Source organism: Desulfovibrio sp., from assembly GCF_009712225.1.
Classification (GTDB): Bacteria; Desulfobacterota; Desulfovibrionia; order Desulfovibrionales; family Desulfovibrionaceae; genus Desulfovibrio.
Window position 1 is genome coordinate 916,131 of the sequence record NZ_WASP01000006.1, and the last position, 16,634, is coordinate 932,764.

The following is a 16,634-nucleotide window of genomic DNA, read 5'->3' on the forward strand; positions in this document are numbered from 1 at the left end:
CATGCTTTGTCTGGCGGGCAAAACCCGCTGTCACAATATGAATTGGGGTGAAGCTGTCAGGCTGATCTGCGCAAACCTGACTTTTACGGCCTGAATGCTTCAACGCCGGAATTTTGCTGCCCACGTACACGGGTACGTTGCACGCAAAATTCCGGCGCTTTTTTCAAACCGCAAAGCGGGGTCTGGCATCAGCATGGTTGGCGTTGCCCAATAACCAGCCCATCGTGTCGCACTCCGCGCTCGCAAGCAGCCCCTAATCCCAGAACACCCTCGTCATAACTTCACACTTTCCCACCATTCCCGGCTCAAACTGCTTGCCCTCGCCATCACTGATGGTAATGCGCACAGGCACATAAAGCTGCGGGCTGGCTACGGCTTCCTTGCTGGCCGCAACCTCCTTGCTGTTCACACTGGCACCTGCGGGCAGGGACTGCGGTTCGAGCCGGTCATAAATCCGGCCTTCAAGCTTTACATTGTTTTGCAGGCTGACGGCGCACTTTTGCCCGGGCTTGAGGGCATTGGCCGCATCCTGCGTAAAGTAGGCAATGATCCAGAAAGATTTTTGTGCTTCCTTGCCCTCTGGCAGCAACAAGGCCACGGGATCGCCCCGCTGCACGGTCTGCCCCGGCACGGCCAGGCCACGCAGGATGCGCCCGTCCTGCGGCGCGTAGAGGTTGCCGTCCACCACCTGCTGGGGGGCGGCATTCATGGCAGCACCAAGAGCGCCGGTGACATACTGGGGCGCATAGCGGTTGCGCGAGGCCATCTGCTTGTAGCGCAGGGTTTCATCGCGCACGCGGGCCAGTTCCTGATCCATGGCCGCACGCACCAGACTTACCTGCTCAAATTCCACCACGGCCCTTTCCTTGGCCAGCCGGGTCTGCATTTCCGCCTGTTTGGCGGCGGCATAGCGTGATGTCCCCACAGCGTGTTCACCGCCCTGGCTGTCAAGGGTGCGCAGGGCAAGCTGCGCGCGCACGTGCTCTGCCACCCGTTCTTCACGATTTTTTTGTTTGAGGTCTTCTTCGTGCCGCGCCTGGGCTATGCGCTGCGTTATTTCACGCTCGGCTGCCTGCGCCTGTCTGAGCCGTGAAGCCGTTTCTTCCATGCCGGGAGGCCCCGCCATTACCCGCATGCCTGCCACATCCTTTCCGGCCTCAGCCATACGTTTGGCGTATCCGCTGACATCAAGACGGGCAATTACCTGGCCTTTTTTGACGCGGTCGCCCTCGCGCACTGCGACGGCGTCCACCCTGGCGGGAAATTCGGATGAAACGGCGTAAACCATGCCGTCCAGCATGGCCCAGGTGCTTGTAACGCGGCCAGCCTCAATCCACCACCAGGCTCCGGCTGCCAGAAAAACAAGTACCCAAATGGGCAGCAGGCGCAAAAACTGGCGCCCGTGCTTTTTCAGCGGGGCCTCTGGCAAGTGTAAATAAATCGGTTCAGGCATGGCTTGTCCTGTGGTGGAGGTGCATTTTCATGACATTATCATAAAAACATGCAGATACCGTACCATCGTGGCCGCAATGCTCTTTACAAGGCGCACGCAGACGCTTACAAAGTCTGCATTCACGGAGAAAGCGGCTCCCTGCCGTCAAAACTCCGCCAGGGGAGTTGACACACACCATGTTCTTATCGCGAATCTGCGCCCTGCTCTGTCTGGGCTGCCTGCTTGCCGGATGCGGCACTACCCGCCCGGTGGTTGTGGTAGAAAAAGACGAATTCATAAAAATGGCGCATAACATGCCCAAGGAACTGAAGGCACGCAATCTGCTGGACGCGGATGGCTCGTACACGGCCCCCATGTCCTTCAAGGGCCTGAAGGACTACGGCGAGATTTTGTACAACCGTTTGTCGCCCTCGTTTATGCTGCAAAATGACGCTGCGCACGATGTGTATCTTGGCGCTACCTTTGCTGCCACCAAACTGCCCGACAGCCGCGTAAAGCATTTTCCCAACGGTTTCAGCATAGATCATGCCACCCAGAGGCTTAAAGTCAATATGGTTGGTATTGCAGACTGGAACGGGGACGGTCAGGACGAATGGATTGTGTCGTGCTTTGTTGAGCCCAAGCGCGGCGGCCGCACCCGTATCTACTATGTGCTGGTTCCCCCGCCGCTCAATGATGAAGAAAAGCTCAAGGGCACGGTTGCCGCCGTGTACGAATGCTTTGGCCTCTCCTGCACGCTCTATGTGCGCGACAGCAAGGTGATTCAGCGCGATGCGGCCGACCCCCTTGTGCCGCCCACTGAAATCCACGACGTGGTTCCCGGCCTGCAACCCGTGACCACACCGCCCAACAAAAGCGCACCCAAGGGCAGCGGGCTGGAAGAACGCAGCCTGTAAGGGCTGACGCACGCCGCCATCAATCGCATACTATCGCTCAATGGGCCGTCGGTTTCATGAACCGGCGGCCTTTTTTGTATGCCGCTCAAACCAGTTTAAAACGGCAACCCGCAACACGGCCTTCTGGCACATCTATCCAGAGCGTCTGGTGCAAACATTGCCGCCTCGCACCCAGCAGGTGCAGCAGAGTACACAGTCCTATCTACAGCAATGGGGAATTGCCGCAGTGATGTGGAGGCGCTGGCGGTCAGAACAGTTTGCCACGGCTACCCCCTCGCGGGGTGAACATGTTGGCAGCATGCTGCGCAACACCATGCCGTCAGCGCAGGCAACGCAAAAGCTGGCGATACCCCGGCAACCGATTGCATGTCGCACAACGTCCCCGCGCAAAAAAGAACCCCGCCGGGGCAGGGGTTCAGCTCACAAGAGCCTGCTTCCCTGCCCCGGCGGGGCAAAATCACATCAAGCTAAGCTTGTAAAAGCTTACTTGAAGGCCTTTTCAAAGTTGGGCACAACCTGCTTTTTGCGGCTCATGACGCCGGGCAGCCACACGGACTCGCCTTCGGCCTTCACGCCAAAAGCCTTTTCCACCACGGAAGGATCGTCGGAAACGATCAGCATTTCAGAGCCTTCCTTCATGATGTCGGTCAGCAGCAGGAACACGCTGTGACGGCCTTCGCCCTTCACGCGGGCGATTTCGGCCTGCAGGCCAGCCTTGACGGGTTCCAGGATGGAAAGGTCAACCACTTCGAGCTGGCCGATGCCGACCTTGTTGCCGCCCATGTCGAAATCCTTGTAGTCACGGAAGACCAGATCCTTCATGGAGGTGCCTTCAACGGCGCTCTTGACCTTGAACATTTCCATGCCCAGAGCCATCACGTCGCTCACGCCAGCAATCTTGGCCAGTTCTTCAACGGCCTTCTTGTCGGCGGGGGTGCAGGTGGGCGACTTGAAGATAACGGTGTCGGAGAGGATGGCGCACAGCATGCCGCCAGCGATGCCCTTGGAGATTTCCACGCCGTAGAAGTCAAACATGTTCTTCAGCACGGTGCAGGTGCAGCCCACGGGCCAGATCCAGGCTTCGAGGGGAGCAGAGGTGGTCACATCACCAAGCTTGTGGTGATCAGCGATGCCGAGCACACACGCGGAATCCATACCCTTGGGGGCCTGAGCGATGTCAGAGTAGTCCACCAGGTACAGATTCTTGCCAGCCACGTCGGCAACAACCTGAGGAGCGGTAAGGCCGAACTTCTTGAGCACGAATTCGGTTTCAGGCGTGGGCGCGCCCTGAGCGGCAGGGGTAACGTCCAGACCGCGCTTGCTGTACAGGTCGGCGGCGGCAATGGCAGAAATGATGCTGTCGGTATCGGGATTCATGTGACCAATAACTAATGCGGACATGACAGTCTCTCCTTCCGGGATTTGTTCGGGTATGCGGTTCAATCTGACCGCTTTGTTCTCTTTAGCACAAAGTCCTGCTCATGCCAAGGTCTTAGCGCAAAAAAACCCGGCACAGATTGATGAGCTTTTTGCTATGAAAATATAACTTACTTGAATAAAACAATATTTTTAACTTCGTGATTTTTTTATTTTTTGGACGCCTTGGGATGGGCCTTGTCGTAGGCCTCCATAAGGTGCTCAAGACTCACCTGCGTGTATCGCTGGGTGGTGGTCAGCCTGCTGTGACCAAGCAGTTCCTGCACGCTGCGCAGGTCTGCGCCAGCAGTGAGCAGGTGGGTGGCAAACGAATGGCGCAGGCTGTGGGGCGATACCGTAAAATCAAGCCCTGCCCTGCGGCACAGGCGCTCAACAATGCGCGCGGCTTCCCTGCGGTTCAGGCGAGAACCGCGCGAGCCTACAAACAGGGCCGGTTCGTCGGACAAGGCCATGAGGGGGCGTTCGTCGAGCCAGCTTTTGAGTCTCTCGCACGAAGTGTCGGAAAGCGGCGCAAGGCGCTCGCGCGACCCCTTGCCCATGACCCGCAGCACGCGCGATGAAAGCTGCACATCATCTATATTGAGGCCCAGCGCTTCAGATATGCGCAGGCCAGAACCGTACAGCAGCTCGGCCAGCGCCAGATCGCGGCAAAGCAGCCGCTCTGCCTCGGCGCTTTCCACCCCGGTCTGCCCCGGCTTCTGTTCCGTGTCCAGCAGGGCAAAGGTTTCATCCACATTGAGTGCGCGAGGATGGCGCTTTTCCTGCCGGGGGTTGCGCACCTGCGCGGCCACATTCTCTGCCACAGCGCCAGTGCGCTGCTGAAAACGAAAATACGAGCGGGCTGCCGCCAGTTTTCTGGCCATGGAACTTTTGGCGTCGCCAAGGCGGAACAGCCACGCCAGATAGGCCTGAATGTGGCGCTTGGTGACGGTTTCGGGCCTGCCGAGGTCAGCATCCTGCCCACGCAGAAATTCGGCCAGCTGCGCAAGGTCGCTGCCGTAGGCCTTGAGAGTGGCTGACGATGCGCCCTTCTGCACTTCCATCCATACCAGAAAGGCATCGACAAACAGCCTGGCGCGGTCAGGCGCAGGCTGCTTCTGCTGCTGATTCTGCCGCTTGTTCACGACACGGCCTCGTAGCGCGCACCGGGCAGACGCCTCACCTTGCCGAGCATCTCAAGCCCCACAAGGGCGGCGTTGGCCGCAGCGGCACTGATCCCCGCGGCATCGGCCAGAACATCTGCATGGGTGGGGCCGTGCTGGCGCAGATACGCAACCAGATCCGGGCTTTCGCCCGTGCTGGCGGCGTGCTCCGCAGCCGCGCGTTCGCCATCATTGAGCGGCGGCGCTTCTGACGCTGTCGCAGAGGGCGCGGACTCTGTCGAAACAGCCGGAGCAGGATTGGTGATCGCTTGCGGCGCAGAGGGTTTTGCAGCCTGCATTTCTGCGGAAGTTGCTGAGGGGACATCCTCCTGCAAGCCCTGCTCCTGTTCGGGAACGCTCTGCTCGTCTATGCCGAAGGGGCGCAGCTGTTCGGCCAGATCGCGCAGCACATCCTCTGCGCAAAAAACGGCGCGCGCGCCCTGCCGCACAAGATCCTGACATCCCAGGCAATGCGCATCCAGAGCGGGCCCTGGCACGGCGTAGACCTCACGGTTTTGCTCCAGCGCCAGCCGCGCAGTTATGAGGCTGCCCGATCGCTGGGCGGCCTCCACAACCAGCACCCCCAGCGAAAGCCCGCTGATAATGCGGTTGCGGATGGGGAAGTTGCCCGCGTGCGGCACAGTGCCGGGGGCAAATTCAGAAATCAGCAGGCCACGGCGCTCCATGGCGTCAAATGCCACCATGTTATCCGGTGGGTACAGCACGTCAATGCCTGTACCCAGTACGCCGATGCTGCGCCCCACCCGTGCGAGTGCGGCCTCGTGGGCAACCCTGTCGATGCCAAGGGCCATTCCCGAAACAATGGCAATGCCGCAGGCCGAAAGGCAGCGGGCCATGTATTCGGCCACAGATCTGCCATGCCGGGTGGCCTTGCGGGAACCCACCACGGCAAAACCCGGAGACTGCAACAGAGAAAGATCACCCCGGCAATAGAGCACAAGGGGCGCATCAATAATGGAGCGTAAAAGCGCGGGATATTCAGGGTCTGTCCACAGAACTATGGATGCGGAAAGATCGCGGGAGCGGTCCCATTCTTCGCGGGCGGTTACCCGCCACGAACCTGTGGCAAATTCAGCCGCCTGCCCCTTGTTGACGCCCGCCTCGCCCCACTGCCCGCGAGCCTGAACAGCGGCGTAAGCCGAGCCAAAGTGCCGCGCAAGGCGTGCGGCAGAACGCGCGCCCAAACCACGGCAGTGCCGCAGGGCAAGGCTGGCCCAGTATTCCTTGCGGGCGGCTTCGTCCATGCATGCCCAGTTTCTGCCCTGCCGGGTCATGCCGCCCCCGCTGTCGGGGTCAGCACACATGCTCCGTCCATACTATCGGGCCAATCCGCGCGAACGGGCAACGCCCGCAGCCTCAGAGTTGGGAAACTGCGACAGAAGCTTCTTGTACGCCTGCGCCGCACCTTCCTTGTCGCCCATGCGGCTCAGGGTCATGCCGGTTTTCAGCAGGGCATCGGCATTCTTGTGGTGGCTGGGCCACTGGCTGTTGACCTTTTGGAACTGCGCCAGCGCTTCATTATATTTACCCTGAGCGTACAGACCCTCGCCTATCCAGTATTCCGCATTGGCGGCAAAACGGCCATGCGGGTACTCCTGCAAAAATGTCTGGAACCGGCTGATGCTCTCAGCGGCGCGGCCAGCCATGGCTGGCTGAAGGGCGGTCTTGTAGGCAGCCTCTTCACCCTTGCCGCTCTTGGGCAGCGAGGCGGGTTGCACTTCTGCCGGGGCTGCCGGAGTGGCGGCGAGAACTGGCGCTGCAGGCACAGCTGTGGGTGCTTTGGCAGCGGCCTTGCCTTTTGCCCCATTTTTTGCAGAGGTAGCGGGGGCTTCGCCGGGCAAGGGCGGCACAAGGCCAGGAATTTCTGGCGGCAGGGCCAGATCTGCCTGCGGCACTGCAGGCACGGGAACATCGGCATTGCCGCCAGCTGCCGCAACAGGCGGCAGCATGGGCTGAACCGGCGTGGCAGGCTTGGAGGGAGAGGCAGCCTCTGGCGGCAGGGCAAACGACGCTGCAGCAGTGGCACCGCCTGCGGAAGTTGCGGCGGGCGCTGTTTTGGCGGCCTTGGCGGCAGCAGCCTCTGCCTTGGCAGCCTCGGCGGCAGCCTTGGCCTCGGCTTTGGCCGCAGCTCTGGCTTCTGCCTTGGTAAGCGGTTTTTCTGCCGGAGCAGCCTGCACAGGCACAGCCTTGGGCGCAGGCTGGGCAGATTCAACGGCGGGGCTTGCAGCTTCGCGCTGGGGCGCGGCGGGAATGGGCCGTATGGTGGCCGCCGGATCATTCCAATTGATTGCCTGATTGCTGGCGGGCGTGCTGCCCGAACTGCTGGCAGGCGTGCTCGTCGAAGCTACTGCGATGGAAGGTCTGGCGCTCGCCTGCGCGGCATTCTGGCTGGTGGCGGCCTGCTGGCTGGCGGCAGACTCTTCAGTCGGCACAGCCACAGGACCATGCTTGGTCAGCTGGGCATCGGGCTGCGCGGGGGTAGCCACGGCGCTTTTGTATGGTTGCGGAGGAATGATGGGCACAACAGTCATGCCGGTCTTTTGCCCGCCACGGGTGCGCACCTCGTAAACCCTGTTGTTGAGCTGGGCAACCTGCGTATCAAGCGTGTTGACGCTCTGCTCCAGTGTGCGCAGGCGGTGATCTGTCTCGCGCAGCAGTTTCTGGTTGGTTTCGCTGTTCGATTCAGCCTGACGCACCTTGCCTGAAGAAGCGCACCCCGCAGCCAGCGCAAGGCAAGTCAGCGGTACAACGATCAGTTTTTTCATCCCTGTCTCCAGCACAAGAGTATTCGTGCGTTGAAATATCTTTCAATGCGTCAAAAACCCGCAACAGACGCTCATCATACTTTTTGGCAATGTCGCCGGGGCCTTTGCAGCGATGGGTGAAGGCATGCAAGGCGCGTAAGCGGCCAAGCTTTCTTGTGCCTCAACCCCGACCATATTTCAAGAACTCTTGCAGCGGCAGCGTTTTTCAGGCAAGAACAGGCTTGCTCACGCTATTACAGAACAACAGTTACGGACAAACAGGGCATTACGGCGCGGAAAAAGCTGCTACACAGCCTGCCGAATGCGTCTTGCAGCCTGGTATGACGCCGATCTGGCAACAGGGCTTATGCAACGCGTTTGCCCTGTGCTGCGGCCAACTCAGCGAGAACATTATGAACCGTTCCTATCCGGCATCAAGCCATACCGGAGGCGAAGCCTGATGAATTTTTTCCAGGAAATGGCGGCGACCCTTACCACATGGATGGACGCGTTGCGGCATCTTGGACAGTCCTTTCCCCTGGCGCGCATGGGCCTTGATGCCCTGAGCGTGGCCCTGCCGCTGGCCGCCCTGCTGGCCTTTGTGGGTCTTAACTTCATGTCGGCCACCGCGAGGGCGCTGGCTGTCACGCGCAAGCGCGCCTCATACGAAAAATGCGCCCGCCAGCTGGCCCTGCTGGCCCTGTTGATGGGCTGGCTGCTGCTGATCTGTGGCCGCGTATGGCTCTTTTTTACCCAAGGTTCCTACACACCCGATTCACTTTCTGACTTTATGGTCGAAATGAGCTGGGTCATGCTGGGCCTGGCGGTGCTGTTCAACAGCCTGTACTTTGCCCTGTGGAAGTTTCTGGTCAAGCTGCCCATGCTGCACGTGGGCCTCGGCGTTGTAAGCGGCATTCAGGCGTGCATTGCCACGGCAGCCTCCCTGGCCGCCGCACGCATGCTTATGGCGCTGGCGCGCCCCGATGCGGACATGCTGACCCTCGGGCACATCTATGTGCCGGGTTTCGGCACGCCCTTCTGGTGCGCCCTTTTCTGGTCGCTGCCGCTCACGCTGGCAGTGGCTGGCGGCATGGGCGCCTTCTGGCTTGTGCTGCGCCGCAAATACGACGACTTTGGCCGCGACCATTACAACACCATGCTTCCCTGGTGCTCCATGTGGGCGCGCAACGCCTGGGCGGTCTTTTGGGTGATTTTGCTGGCATCGTCAGTATTTGACGTGCAACGCGAATGGCAGAGCGAAGCCTTTACTGCCATGGACGCCGTGCTGGAAAGCGCCGAGCTGCTGCTCTGGCTGGTGCCCGCCCTGCTGTGGACCCTCGTGGCCCGCAGCGCAACGCCCATGCGCCACAAGCTCACCCTGCTGGCAGCCCTAGTGCTGGCCGTGGCCGTTATGCTGCCCTTTTACGCCAGCATGACAGAAATCACCATGCCAGCGGTTCTTACCGAGGGTATTGAATAACGTTGGCCGCACAGTTTGCGATACAACTAAACCCCGCCTCACGGCGGGGTTTTTCGTTTTCATGCGGCATGGTAGCAGATTGCGTCAGCGGCTATTTTTTGCCGTACTGTTTGCGCCATTCGTCGAGAAACAGCAGGGCGGTCTCTGTTTCTGTCAACGCGCCGCTACGGGCGCGCAAGGCGCTTATAACGTCGTCAAAGCCCGCATTGGGCCCAAGGCCAAGACCCTGCACCACGCCTGCAAGCTCGGCGCGTATTTCTGGCGTAAGCACAGCATCCACATCAGGCGGCAGGGCCTGTACTGCATCCTCCGCCTGGGGCCACGCCCCAAGCTTCTGCTCCATAAAATCAAGCAGGGCCTTCATGCGCTGCTCATAGGTATGGTCGCGCAGCACACGGGCGCGGGCGCGGGCGGCAAAAGCCTGGCGTTCTTCGGGGTGCGCAATAAAGTGCTCTATGGCCGCATAGAATTCTTCCAGCGTACCAAAGGTTGCCAGTTCGTCCTGCGCAAACAGCTCTGGCATAAGCGCCCGCCGATCCACAAGCTGAAAAGCCCCCATGGCCGCCAGCTCAAACGTGCGCGGATTGACAAAATCGCCCCTGCTCACAAGCTCAGCAGTGCCGAGGCTTGAGTGCAGGTTCAGGTTTACCCGCGTGGCATTGTAAATCTTTACGCATTCATCGGCTTCAATACGCGCGCCACCGCGCTGCACGTGGGCGGCAAGCAGGGTTTCGCCGTCCCAGTCCGAACCCCATATCTTGAAATCGCGCCCGATCAGCTGACGGAAGGCCAGCCTGCGGTTTGGGTAGCCAGCGCCCAGAAAGCCAATATCCGCGCCGTACTCGCGCCGTTCCTGATCGTTGAGTTGCAGCGGCTTGTGAAAGTCTGGCTGGGCCGCCAGCGGCAGATAAAGGGCGTTGCCCTGCCCTATGCCCGCCAGCATGGACAAAAACGGCTCTTTCTGGATGACGGCAAAAACATCGTACAGGGGGGCGTAGCCTTTCCAGTAGTCAAAAATTTCGTGGTCTTCCACAAACCACATGGCCGTGCGGATGCCCGCCCTGCGCAGACGCTGCAACAGGCTGCGCCCAAGCGGAGCCTGCGCCATGGCAAGCACCAGATGCGGTTCCTGCGCCTGAACCTGCGCCCACACTGCCTGTGAAACCACCTGCAAAAATGAATTCTCCAGCTGGGCGGTCTGCGCCGGTGCCAGCCCAAGACCTCGCAGGCCCGTAAAGCCCGCATGCAGCAACGGAGCCTCGAACACGCGCACGCTGTGCCCCAGGGCGCTGAGAGCGCTGGCGCAATATCTGCCAATGGGCAGCGAGCCGCCGTACATGGGCAGCACCACAAGAATTCGCAGAGGAACGGCGGGCATCAGTAGTATCTCCCTGGCGGCAACATCCAGTCCGCATCATTACAGAGCCATTGTTCAAGGTCGGCGGGGGGCGGGGGCGTCATGGCGCGGCCAGCGGGATCGAGCGACACATGCAGGCGGCCTGCCAGAAATTTGCGCACATATCGACGTTCGGCCTCGTGCGGGTCGTGCCCGGCCAGTAACCGGGGCAGCGCCCCAAGGGCATCAAAGCCTGTGCGCCAGAGCTGCAAACCCTCCACAAGTGCCGGCCATGGCTTTTCATCTGCCGCCGCCGCTGGCAGAGCATTCTTTATACCGCCAAGCACGGCCACCAGCGAGCGTAGCAGTTCCACCTGCGTAAACGGCTGGCCACAGACAACATTGTAGGGGCAAGGTGCGGTTTCAAGGCAGGGGGCACATGCGCGGCAGGTTTGCCACACGTAGTGGCCCTCGCCGTAGGGGCCTGTTTCGTGCTGCCAGGCAGAGGACAGAAAAAACGCCAGCACAGGCACGCCAAGGTGCGCGCCAAGGTGCATGATGCCCGTATCGGGCGTGATCAGGGCATCCAGCTCGTCTACGGCTTCCACAAGCGCGGGCCAGTCTGTTTTGCCGCTGAGGTCTTCAATCGACGACAGCATCCTGGCGGGCAGATGCCGCATGAGCTGGCGAGCTGCGGGTTTCTCTGCCGCAGAACCTAGCAGAAACACACGCGGGCCGCCCATGGCCCCAAAGGCCGTGCGCACAACTTCGGCCAGCACGGGTACGGGCAAAGAGCGGCGCGATTCGCGCCCGGCAAGCACCACGCCCAGACCGCGCCCACCGGGGCTCGCCACAGGGTTGATGCTATGTGGCTCCACCGGTTCAGAAGCAAAATGCGCCCAAAAATCCACCAGATTAAGTGGGGCCAGAGCCCGACGCTCGCTTGTTCTGAAGGCAAGCCGTGCCCAGGGCGAGCGCGAGATTCCCCCTGCCTCTGGCCGGTAACCGTGCACCAGCCCTTCATCAAAAACACGGCACAGGGCCGCCGTAGTGCCGGAAAAATTGCAGTTGTACACGGCCTCAAAGTGCAAGCCCTGCCACCGCAGCAGCACGGCAGTATTGCGCGCCAGCGCCTCGGCCTCTGGCCTGCCGTGCACCGACAGGGCATGCGGCTCAACAAAGGGATAGAGCACCCTGACCAGCGGAACCAGGCCGGCATCCACAGCAAGGTGCACCTCGCCGCGCCCGGCCAGGCTCAGCAACAGGCGTTTGGTCTGCACCAGATCGCCAAAGCGTGCCGCCTGTATGACCAGAAATTTGGGCATATCATTCCGTAAGTATGTTGATGGCCGCAAGTATCCGCAAAACTGCCAATTGCCCACAATCTAAGGCAATCAGGCCACCTAGGCAAGCAAGGTTCGCCGCAGCGGCGCCCACGCAACTATTGCTGCTTTGCAAATACGGCGGCGCGCTGGCCCTTTGCAAAATATTTCGCGCTGCTGTATGCTCGCTCTCAAGCTTCTTTCACCCTTTGGATCACACATGCGCACACAGCCCACCGCACCGCTCTACCCCATATTTATTTCGCTCTCGGGCATTCGCTGTCTGGTTGTCGGCCTTGGTCAGGTGGGGCAACGCAAGCTTTCGGGCCTGCTGGCCTGCGACCCGGCCTCTGTGCTGGTGCTTGATCTCGCAGAGCCCATGGCTGAAGCCGCAGCCCTGCTGAATGATTCGCGCGTATGCTTTGAGCGCCGCAGCTGCACACAGGCCGACCTGCAAGGCTGCGCCCTCGTTTTTGCTGCCACAGGCAGTGCGGCAGAAAACAGCCGCATTGCCGCCCTGTGCGCCGAGGCGGGCATATTGTGCAATAGCGCCAGTAATCCCGAGGAAGGCTGCTTTCAGGTGCCCGCCATTGCGCGTCGTACACCGCTGGCTGCGGCCCTCTCTACCGGTGGGGCAAGCCCTGCCCTTGCGCGACGCTGGAAGGGCGAGCTTGAGCACTGGCTGGAGCCCCGCGCGCGCATGGCTGCCCTGATGGGTCGGTTACGGCCTCTGGTTCTTGCCTTGGGCGAAGATACAGGGCAGAATACACGATTGTTCCGAAAGCTTGCGGATTCTTCTCTGCAACAATGGCTGGAAGAAAACGACCTTGAAAACTGTCGACGCTGTTTGCAGGCGGAGCTGCCGCCCGCATTGCACGCTGATATAGCGGAGTTACTCCATGATCTCCCCTGAATTTTCCACCGCCGTGACCCTGCTGCTCTATGGCTCGGCCAGCGTTGCGGGGCTTGCGGGCATAGTTGCCCGTGCGCCTCTGTGGCGCAAAATCGGTTGCACACTGGCCGTGGTGGGCTTTGCCTGCCAGACCTTCATGCTGTTTATGGGCTTTCATAAAGCCCTGCCCGGCGGCCTGAGCGCTGGCGCGTATTTTCAGCTGATGGCCTGGTTTGTGGTGCTGTGCGGCATTGCCGCATGGGCCAAGCTACGACAGGAAATACCGCTGGTATTTGCCACGCCTCTGGGCCTTATGCTGTTTGCCATGTCGGCTCCGTATTTGGCCTCTGTGGTGCAGGTTCCGCCTTCTCTCACCACCTCGTTTTACGCCCTGCACATAGGTTCGCTCTTTTTGAGTCTGGCCCTGTTGGCGCTGGCCTTTGCCGCCGGGGCGCTGTTTCTGTTCATTGAAGGGCGCATCAAGAGCAAGCTGACCATGAAGGGCTTCTGGCTCGACATGCCCGCCCTTTCCATGCTCGACAAGATCAATGCCATCGCCACCATGGTGGGCTTTCCCCTGTACACCCTGGGCATAGTTTCGGGGCTTATCTGGGCCAAACCTGTTTTTGGCGGTACGGTTACGGGCGACCCCAAGGAAGTTATCAGCATTGTGATCTGGCTGTTTTATTCGGTGCTGTTCCACAACCGGATCACTCAGGGCTGGAAAGGCCGCAAGCCAGCACAACTTGCTGTTTTTGTTTTTATTCTGTGCCTCTTTTCAATCATTGTGGTGAATACCTTTATGGAAACCCACCACGCATTCATCCGGCGCTGACCGGGCTATAGCCATGGACTGTGATATCTTTCTTGTCGGCCTGAATCATCGCACTGCCAGCGTGGACGTGCGCGAGCGCTTTGCCCTGGTCAACCACTGCGATGAAGAGCATTGGGCCGTGCCATGTATTGGCGCGGTGAGTGAAAGCGTTATCCTTTCCACCTGTAACCGCGTGGAACTGCTGGCTGCGGGCAACGGCGACGTTGCCGGGCAGGTGCTTGAAAACTGGGCGACGGCGCGCGGGGCCAAGGCCGATGAGCTGCGGCCCTATGTGTACGTGCACAAAAATCTTGAAGCCGTGCGTCACCTGTTTTCGGTGGCGTCCAGCCTGGATTCCATGGTGCTGGGCGAACCGCAGATTCTGGGCCAGCTCAAAAGCGCCTACCGCAAGGCGGTTCAGTGTCATGCCACGGGCGTTATCCTTAACAGGCTGATTCACAAGGCTTTTTCTGTAGCCAAGCGCGTACGCACCGAAACAGCCGTGGCCTCGAGCGCGGTTTCCATCAGTTATGCAGCAGTGGAGCTCGCCAAGCGCATTTTTGGCGACATGAAAAGCCACAAGGCCATGCTGGTGGGCGCTGGCGAAATGGCCGAGCTGGCCGCCATGCACCTGCTGCAATCGGGCATTGATGAAATTCTGGTGGCCAACCGCACGCTGGCACGCGGGCAGGAGCTGGCGCAGCAGTTCAAAGGCCGCGCCATTGCCTTTGAAGACATGGCCGAGCACCTCACCGAGGTGGACATCATCATCACCTCCACCGGTTCGCAGGAGCCCATCATCCGCGCGCGCGACATACGCGCCGTGCTCAAAGCCCGCAAAAACCGCCCCATGTTCTTTATTGACATTGCCGTACCGCGCGACATCGACCCCGATGTCAACGGCCTCGACAACGTCTATCTGTACGACATCGACGACCTCAAGGAAGTGGTGGAAGAAAACCTTGCCACCCGCCGCGACGAGGCCGCCAAGGCCGCAGATATCGTAAACGAGGAAGTGCTGCTTTTCTCGCGCTGGCTCTCAAGCCTTGATGTACAACCCACCATTGTTGACCTTATCCAGCGCGGCGAACGCATGGGACAGGAAGAACTGGCCAAGACCCTCAAAAGGCTTGGCCCGGTGAACGACGAAACCCGCGATGCGCTTGAAGCGCTGGTGGGCTCGCTGGTGCGCAAGTTCAACCACGACCCCATCATGTTTCTGAAACGCGGCAGCATGTCCCAGGAGGGCAACGGCCCTCGCATAAGCATAACGCGCCGTATTTTCAATCTGGATAAAACTGGCTGTCCCTATTCCTCGGAGGAGAACTGATGCGCTGGTACGGAATTGACGACATTACCGAAGAAGATACCGCAAAACTGGTTGCCACGCTCACCGAGATGGAGCTGACATCGGGCATGGACGGCCTTTTCTGGCTGCCTGTTCCCGCCGAGATGCTCTCGCCCGTGCAGCAGGAACATGTGGAAAGCTGCGGTCCCCACGTTATGGGGCTGGAAATTGAAGAAAATTTTGTGCGCCTCGAACTGCTGGTGCGTGCCCGTGGCCGCATGCGTTGCGAATGCGTACACTACGCCTCGCCCGAACTGCGCGACCGCATGATCGTTTGGCTTGAAAATCTGCTGGCCGAGCTGGGCATCAACCCGGCCTAGGCACTGATAGTAAATATTTCTATGGCCTTGGGGCGATGCGCAACGCCAAAACCCCAGGGCCGTTTTCAACTGCCCTTTCCTGTTTCCACAATCTCCAGTTTTTCCGGGTCCATCTTTTGCCCACACCTTCGCTGCCACAGACATGCCATGATGGAATCACCGCCTACGCTGCAAACCCTCCCGCCCGCTGCGGCCCATCTTTGCCTTGAGGTTGAGCGATTCTGCCTTTTGCGGCTGGGTCTCGCGCGTGGTTCACATCTGTTATTGGCGCTCTCTGGCGGAGCTGATTCCACCGCGCTGGTCCTTGTGCTGCATCTGCTGGCCCCACGCCTTGGGCTGACACTGCACGCCCTGAGCGTTGATCACGGCCTGCGGGAAGAATCCGCGCAAGAAGCTGAATTTGTACTGCAACTATGCAATATGTTGGGCATTGGCTGTACTGTGCGACAGGCCGATGTGCACGGACTGGCGACCAGCGACAGGATTGGCATTGAAGATGCGGCCCGCAAACTGCGCTATGCCATGCTGGAACATGAACGCGCTGCCGTGGGGGCCGACTTTATCGCCCTGGGGCACCATGCGGCAGACGTGAGCGAAGACGTGCTGCTACGCCTTGTGCGCGGCACAGGCTGGCCCGCCCTTGGCGGTATGGCAGCCCGCGATGATGATCGCCGTCTGCTGCGTCCCCTGCTGGCAACGGACGCGCAAGCCCTGAAAGATTTGCTGAGAGTGTGCGGCATCAGCTGGTGCGAAGATGCCAGCAACCAGAGCCGCCAGTACAAGCGTAACCGCCTGCGCCTTGATGTGCTGCCCCTGCTGCGGCAGGAGAACCCCTCGCTGGACCGCACCGTGCACGATCTGTGGCAAATGGCCCGCCTGGACGAAGATTACTGGAATACAACACTGGATGCGGCCTTGGCAGTAACCCCTTGGCTGGAACAGCCTGTGGTCAGTGCAAGCGGCCCAAGCCTTACCCTGCCCGCCAAACTGCTGGCGGGTTTGCACCCTGCGGCCCGTTTGCGCCTGTACGTGCGGGCGGTACGGTATTTGTGCCGCTCAGTGGGGGGAAATGCTCGCGAGGATTCTGACAGTACGGGGCAACTGCGGGGTCAGGCCCGCGCCCGGACCCTGCTGGCGCTTGATGAAGCGCTTGCCAGCGGGCGGGGGAATACGCGGTTTCAGTTGCCTGGTGGGTTGGAGGCGTATTTGAAGGGTGGGAATATTGTTTTTGGGGTGCCTGCGGCGGGCAAATAACTCAATTTTCTAGTTTGTGCTGCCCTGTGGGCACTGACTTTCGCCGTCCGGCGAAGTTTGGGATGCCTGCGCGGCGCGCGGCAAGGCGGGGCCGGTTATGGGGCTTCGCCCCCGCCGCGCCGCGTAAATGCCAAAGTGCGCTCTCGCTTCGGGAGTGGTTCCGCTTCAGCCAACT

General features: G+C 60.3%; 14 protein-coding genes. 7 read left to right on the forward strand and 7 right to left on the reverse strand.

The window, feature by feature from the left end:
* Positions 1-253: 253 nt before the first annotated feature.
* Complete coding sequence (locus F8N36_RS09340; protein WP_291332524.1) at positions 254-1,453, reverse strand: biotin/lipoyl-binding protein; 1,200 nt, start codon at positions 1,451-1,453, stop codon at positions 254-256.
* 176 nt (positions 1,454-1,629) lie between these two features.
* On the opposite strand from F8N36_RS09340, the gene F8N36_RS09345 reads away from it, so the two are divergent.
* Positions 1,630-2,349, forward strand: a complete 720-nt coding sequence (locus F8N36_RS09345) for a hypothetical protein (protein ID WP_291332525.1) — start codon at positions 1,630-1,632, stop codon at positions 2,347-2,349.
* A gap of 483 nt (positions 2,350-2,832) precedes the next feature.
* On the opposite strand, the gene F8N36_RS09350 is transcribed toward F8N36_RS09345, so the two are convergent.
* The 4 genes from F8N36_RS09350 to ybgF all read right to left on the reverse strand — a co-directional run bounded on the left by F8N36_RS09350 (position 2,833) and on the right by ybgF (position 7,714).
* Positions 2,833-3,750 (reverse strand): manganese-dependent inorganic pyrophosphatase, encoded by a 918-nt coding sequence (locus F8N36_RS09350; protein ID WP_291332526.1) that lies wholly within the window; start codon positions 3,748-3,750, stop codon positions 2,833-2,835.
* Positions 3,751-3,935: 185 nt separating this feature from the next.
* Positions 3,936-4,910: a tyrosine recombinase XerC gene (locus F8N36_RS09355; protein WP_291332527.1), complete on the reverse strand. Its 975-nt coding sequence runs from the start codon at positions 4,908-4,910 to the stop codon at positions 3,936-3,938.
* Complete coding sequence (gene dprA / locus F8N36_RS09360; protein WP_291332528.1) at positions 4,907-6,253, reverse strand: DNA-processing protein DprA; 1,347 nt, start codon at positions 6,251-6,253, stop codon at positions 4,907-4,909. Before dprA ends, F8N36_RS09355 begins: the two co-directional genes overlap by 4 nt.
* Positions 6,254-6,265: 12 nt before the next feature.
* The gene (gene ybgF / locus F8N36_RS09365; protein WP_291332529.1) at positions 6,266-7,714 is read right to left on the reverse strand and encodes a tol-pal system protein YbgF; all 1,449 of its coding nucleotides are present in this window, start codon (positions 7,712-7,714) and stop codon (positions 6,266-6,268) included.
* Positions 7,715-8,153: 439 nt separating this feature from the next.
* On the opposite strand from ybgF, the gene F8N36_RS09370 reads away from it, so the two are divergent.
* Positions 8,154-9,173: a hypothetical protein gene (locus F8N36_RS09370; protein WP_291332530.1), complete on the forward strand. Its 1,020-nt coding sequence runs from the start codon at positions 8,154-8,156 to the stop codon at positions 9,171-9,173.
* A 91-nt stretch (positions 9,174-9,264) separates the two neighbouring features.
* Here the strand turns inward: F8N36_RS09370 and F8N36_RS09375 are convergent, their stop codons facing one another.
* Both F8N36_RS09375 and F8N36_RS09380 read right to left on the reverse strand, forming a co-directional pair.
* Positions 9,265-10,551, reverse strand: a complete 1,287-nt coding sequence (locus tag F8N36_RS09375; protein ID WP_291332531.1) for a glycosyltransferase — start codon at positions 10,549-10,551, stop codon at positions 9,265-9,267.
* The gene (locus F8N36_RS09380; RefSeq protein ID WP_291332532.1) at positions 10,551-11,834 is read right to left on the reverse strand and encodes a glycosyltransferase family 9 protein; all 1,284 of its coding nucleotides are present in this window, start codon (positions 11,832-11,834) and stop codon (positions 10,551-10,553) included. Before F8N36_RS09380 ends, F8N36_RS09375 begins: the two co-directional genes overlap by 1 nt.
* Positions 11,835-12,051: 217 nt before the next feature.
* On the opposite strand from F8N36_RS09380, the gene F8N36_RS09385 reads away from it, so the two are divergent.
* From F8N36_RS09385 to tilS, 5 genes are all read left to right on the forward strand, one after another.
* Positions 12,052-12,744, forward strand: coding sequence for a bifunctional precorrin-2 dehydrogenase/sirohydrochlorin ferrochelatase (locus F8N36_RS09385; RefSeq protein ID WP_291332606.1), 693 nt, complete (start codon positions 12,052-12,054; stop codon positions 12,742-12,744).
* A complete protein-coding gene (ccsA, locus tag F8N36_RS09390) occupies positions 12,731-13,558 on the forward strand; it encodes a cytochrome c biogenesis protein CcsA (protein ID WP_291332533.1) in 828 nt (275 codons plus the stop codon). The genes F8N36_RS09385 and ccsA overlap by 14 nt, the downstream gene beginning before the upstream one ends.
* 13 nt (positions 13,559-13,571) lie before the next feature.
* On the forward strand, positions 13,572-14,867 hold the full coding sequence (gene hemA, locus F8N36_RS09395; protein WP_291332534.1) for a glutamyl-tRNA reductase: 1,296 nt from the start codon (positions 13,572-13,574) through the stop codon (positions 14,865-14,867).
* Positions 14,867-15,205 (forward strand): hypothetical protein, encoded by a 339-nt coding sequence (locus F8N36_RS09400; protein WP_291332535.1) that lies wholly within the window; start codon positions 14,867-14,869, stop codon positions 15,203-15,205. Before hemA ends, F8N36_RS09400 begins: the two co-directional genes overlap by 1 nt.
* Positions 15,206-15,352: 147 nt before the next feature.
* The gene (gene tilS, locus F8N36_RS09405) at positions 15,353-16,459 is read left to right on the forward strand and encodes a tRNA lysidine(34) synthetase TilS (RefSeq protein ID WP_291332536.1); all 1,107 of its coding nucleotides are present in this window, start codon (positions 15,353-15,355) and stop codon (positions 16,457-16,459) included.
* The last annotated feature ends 175 nt before the right edge of the window (positions 16,460-16,634 follow it).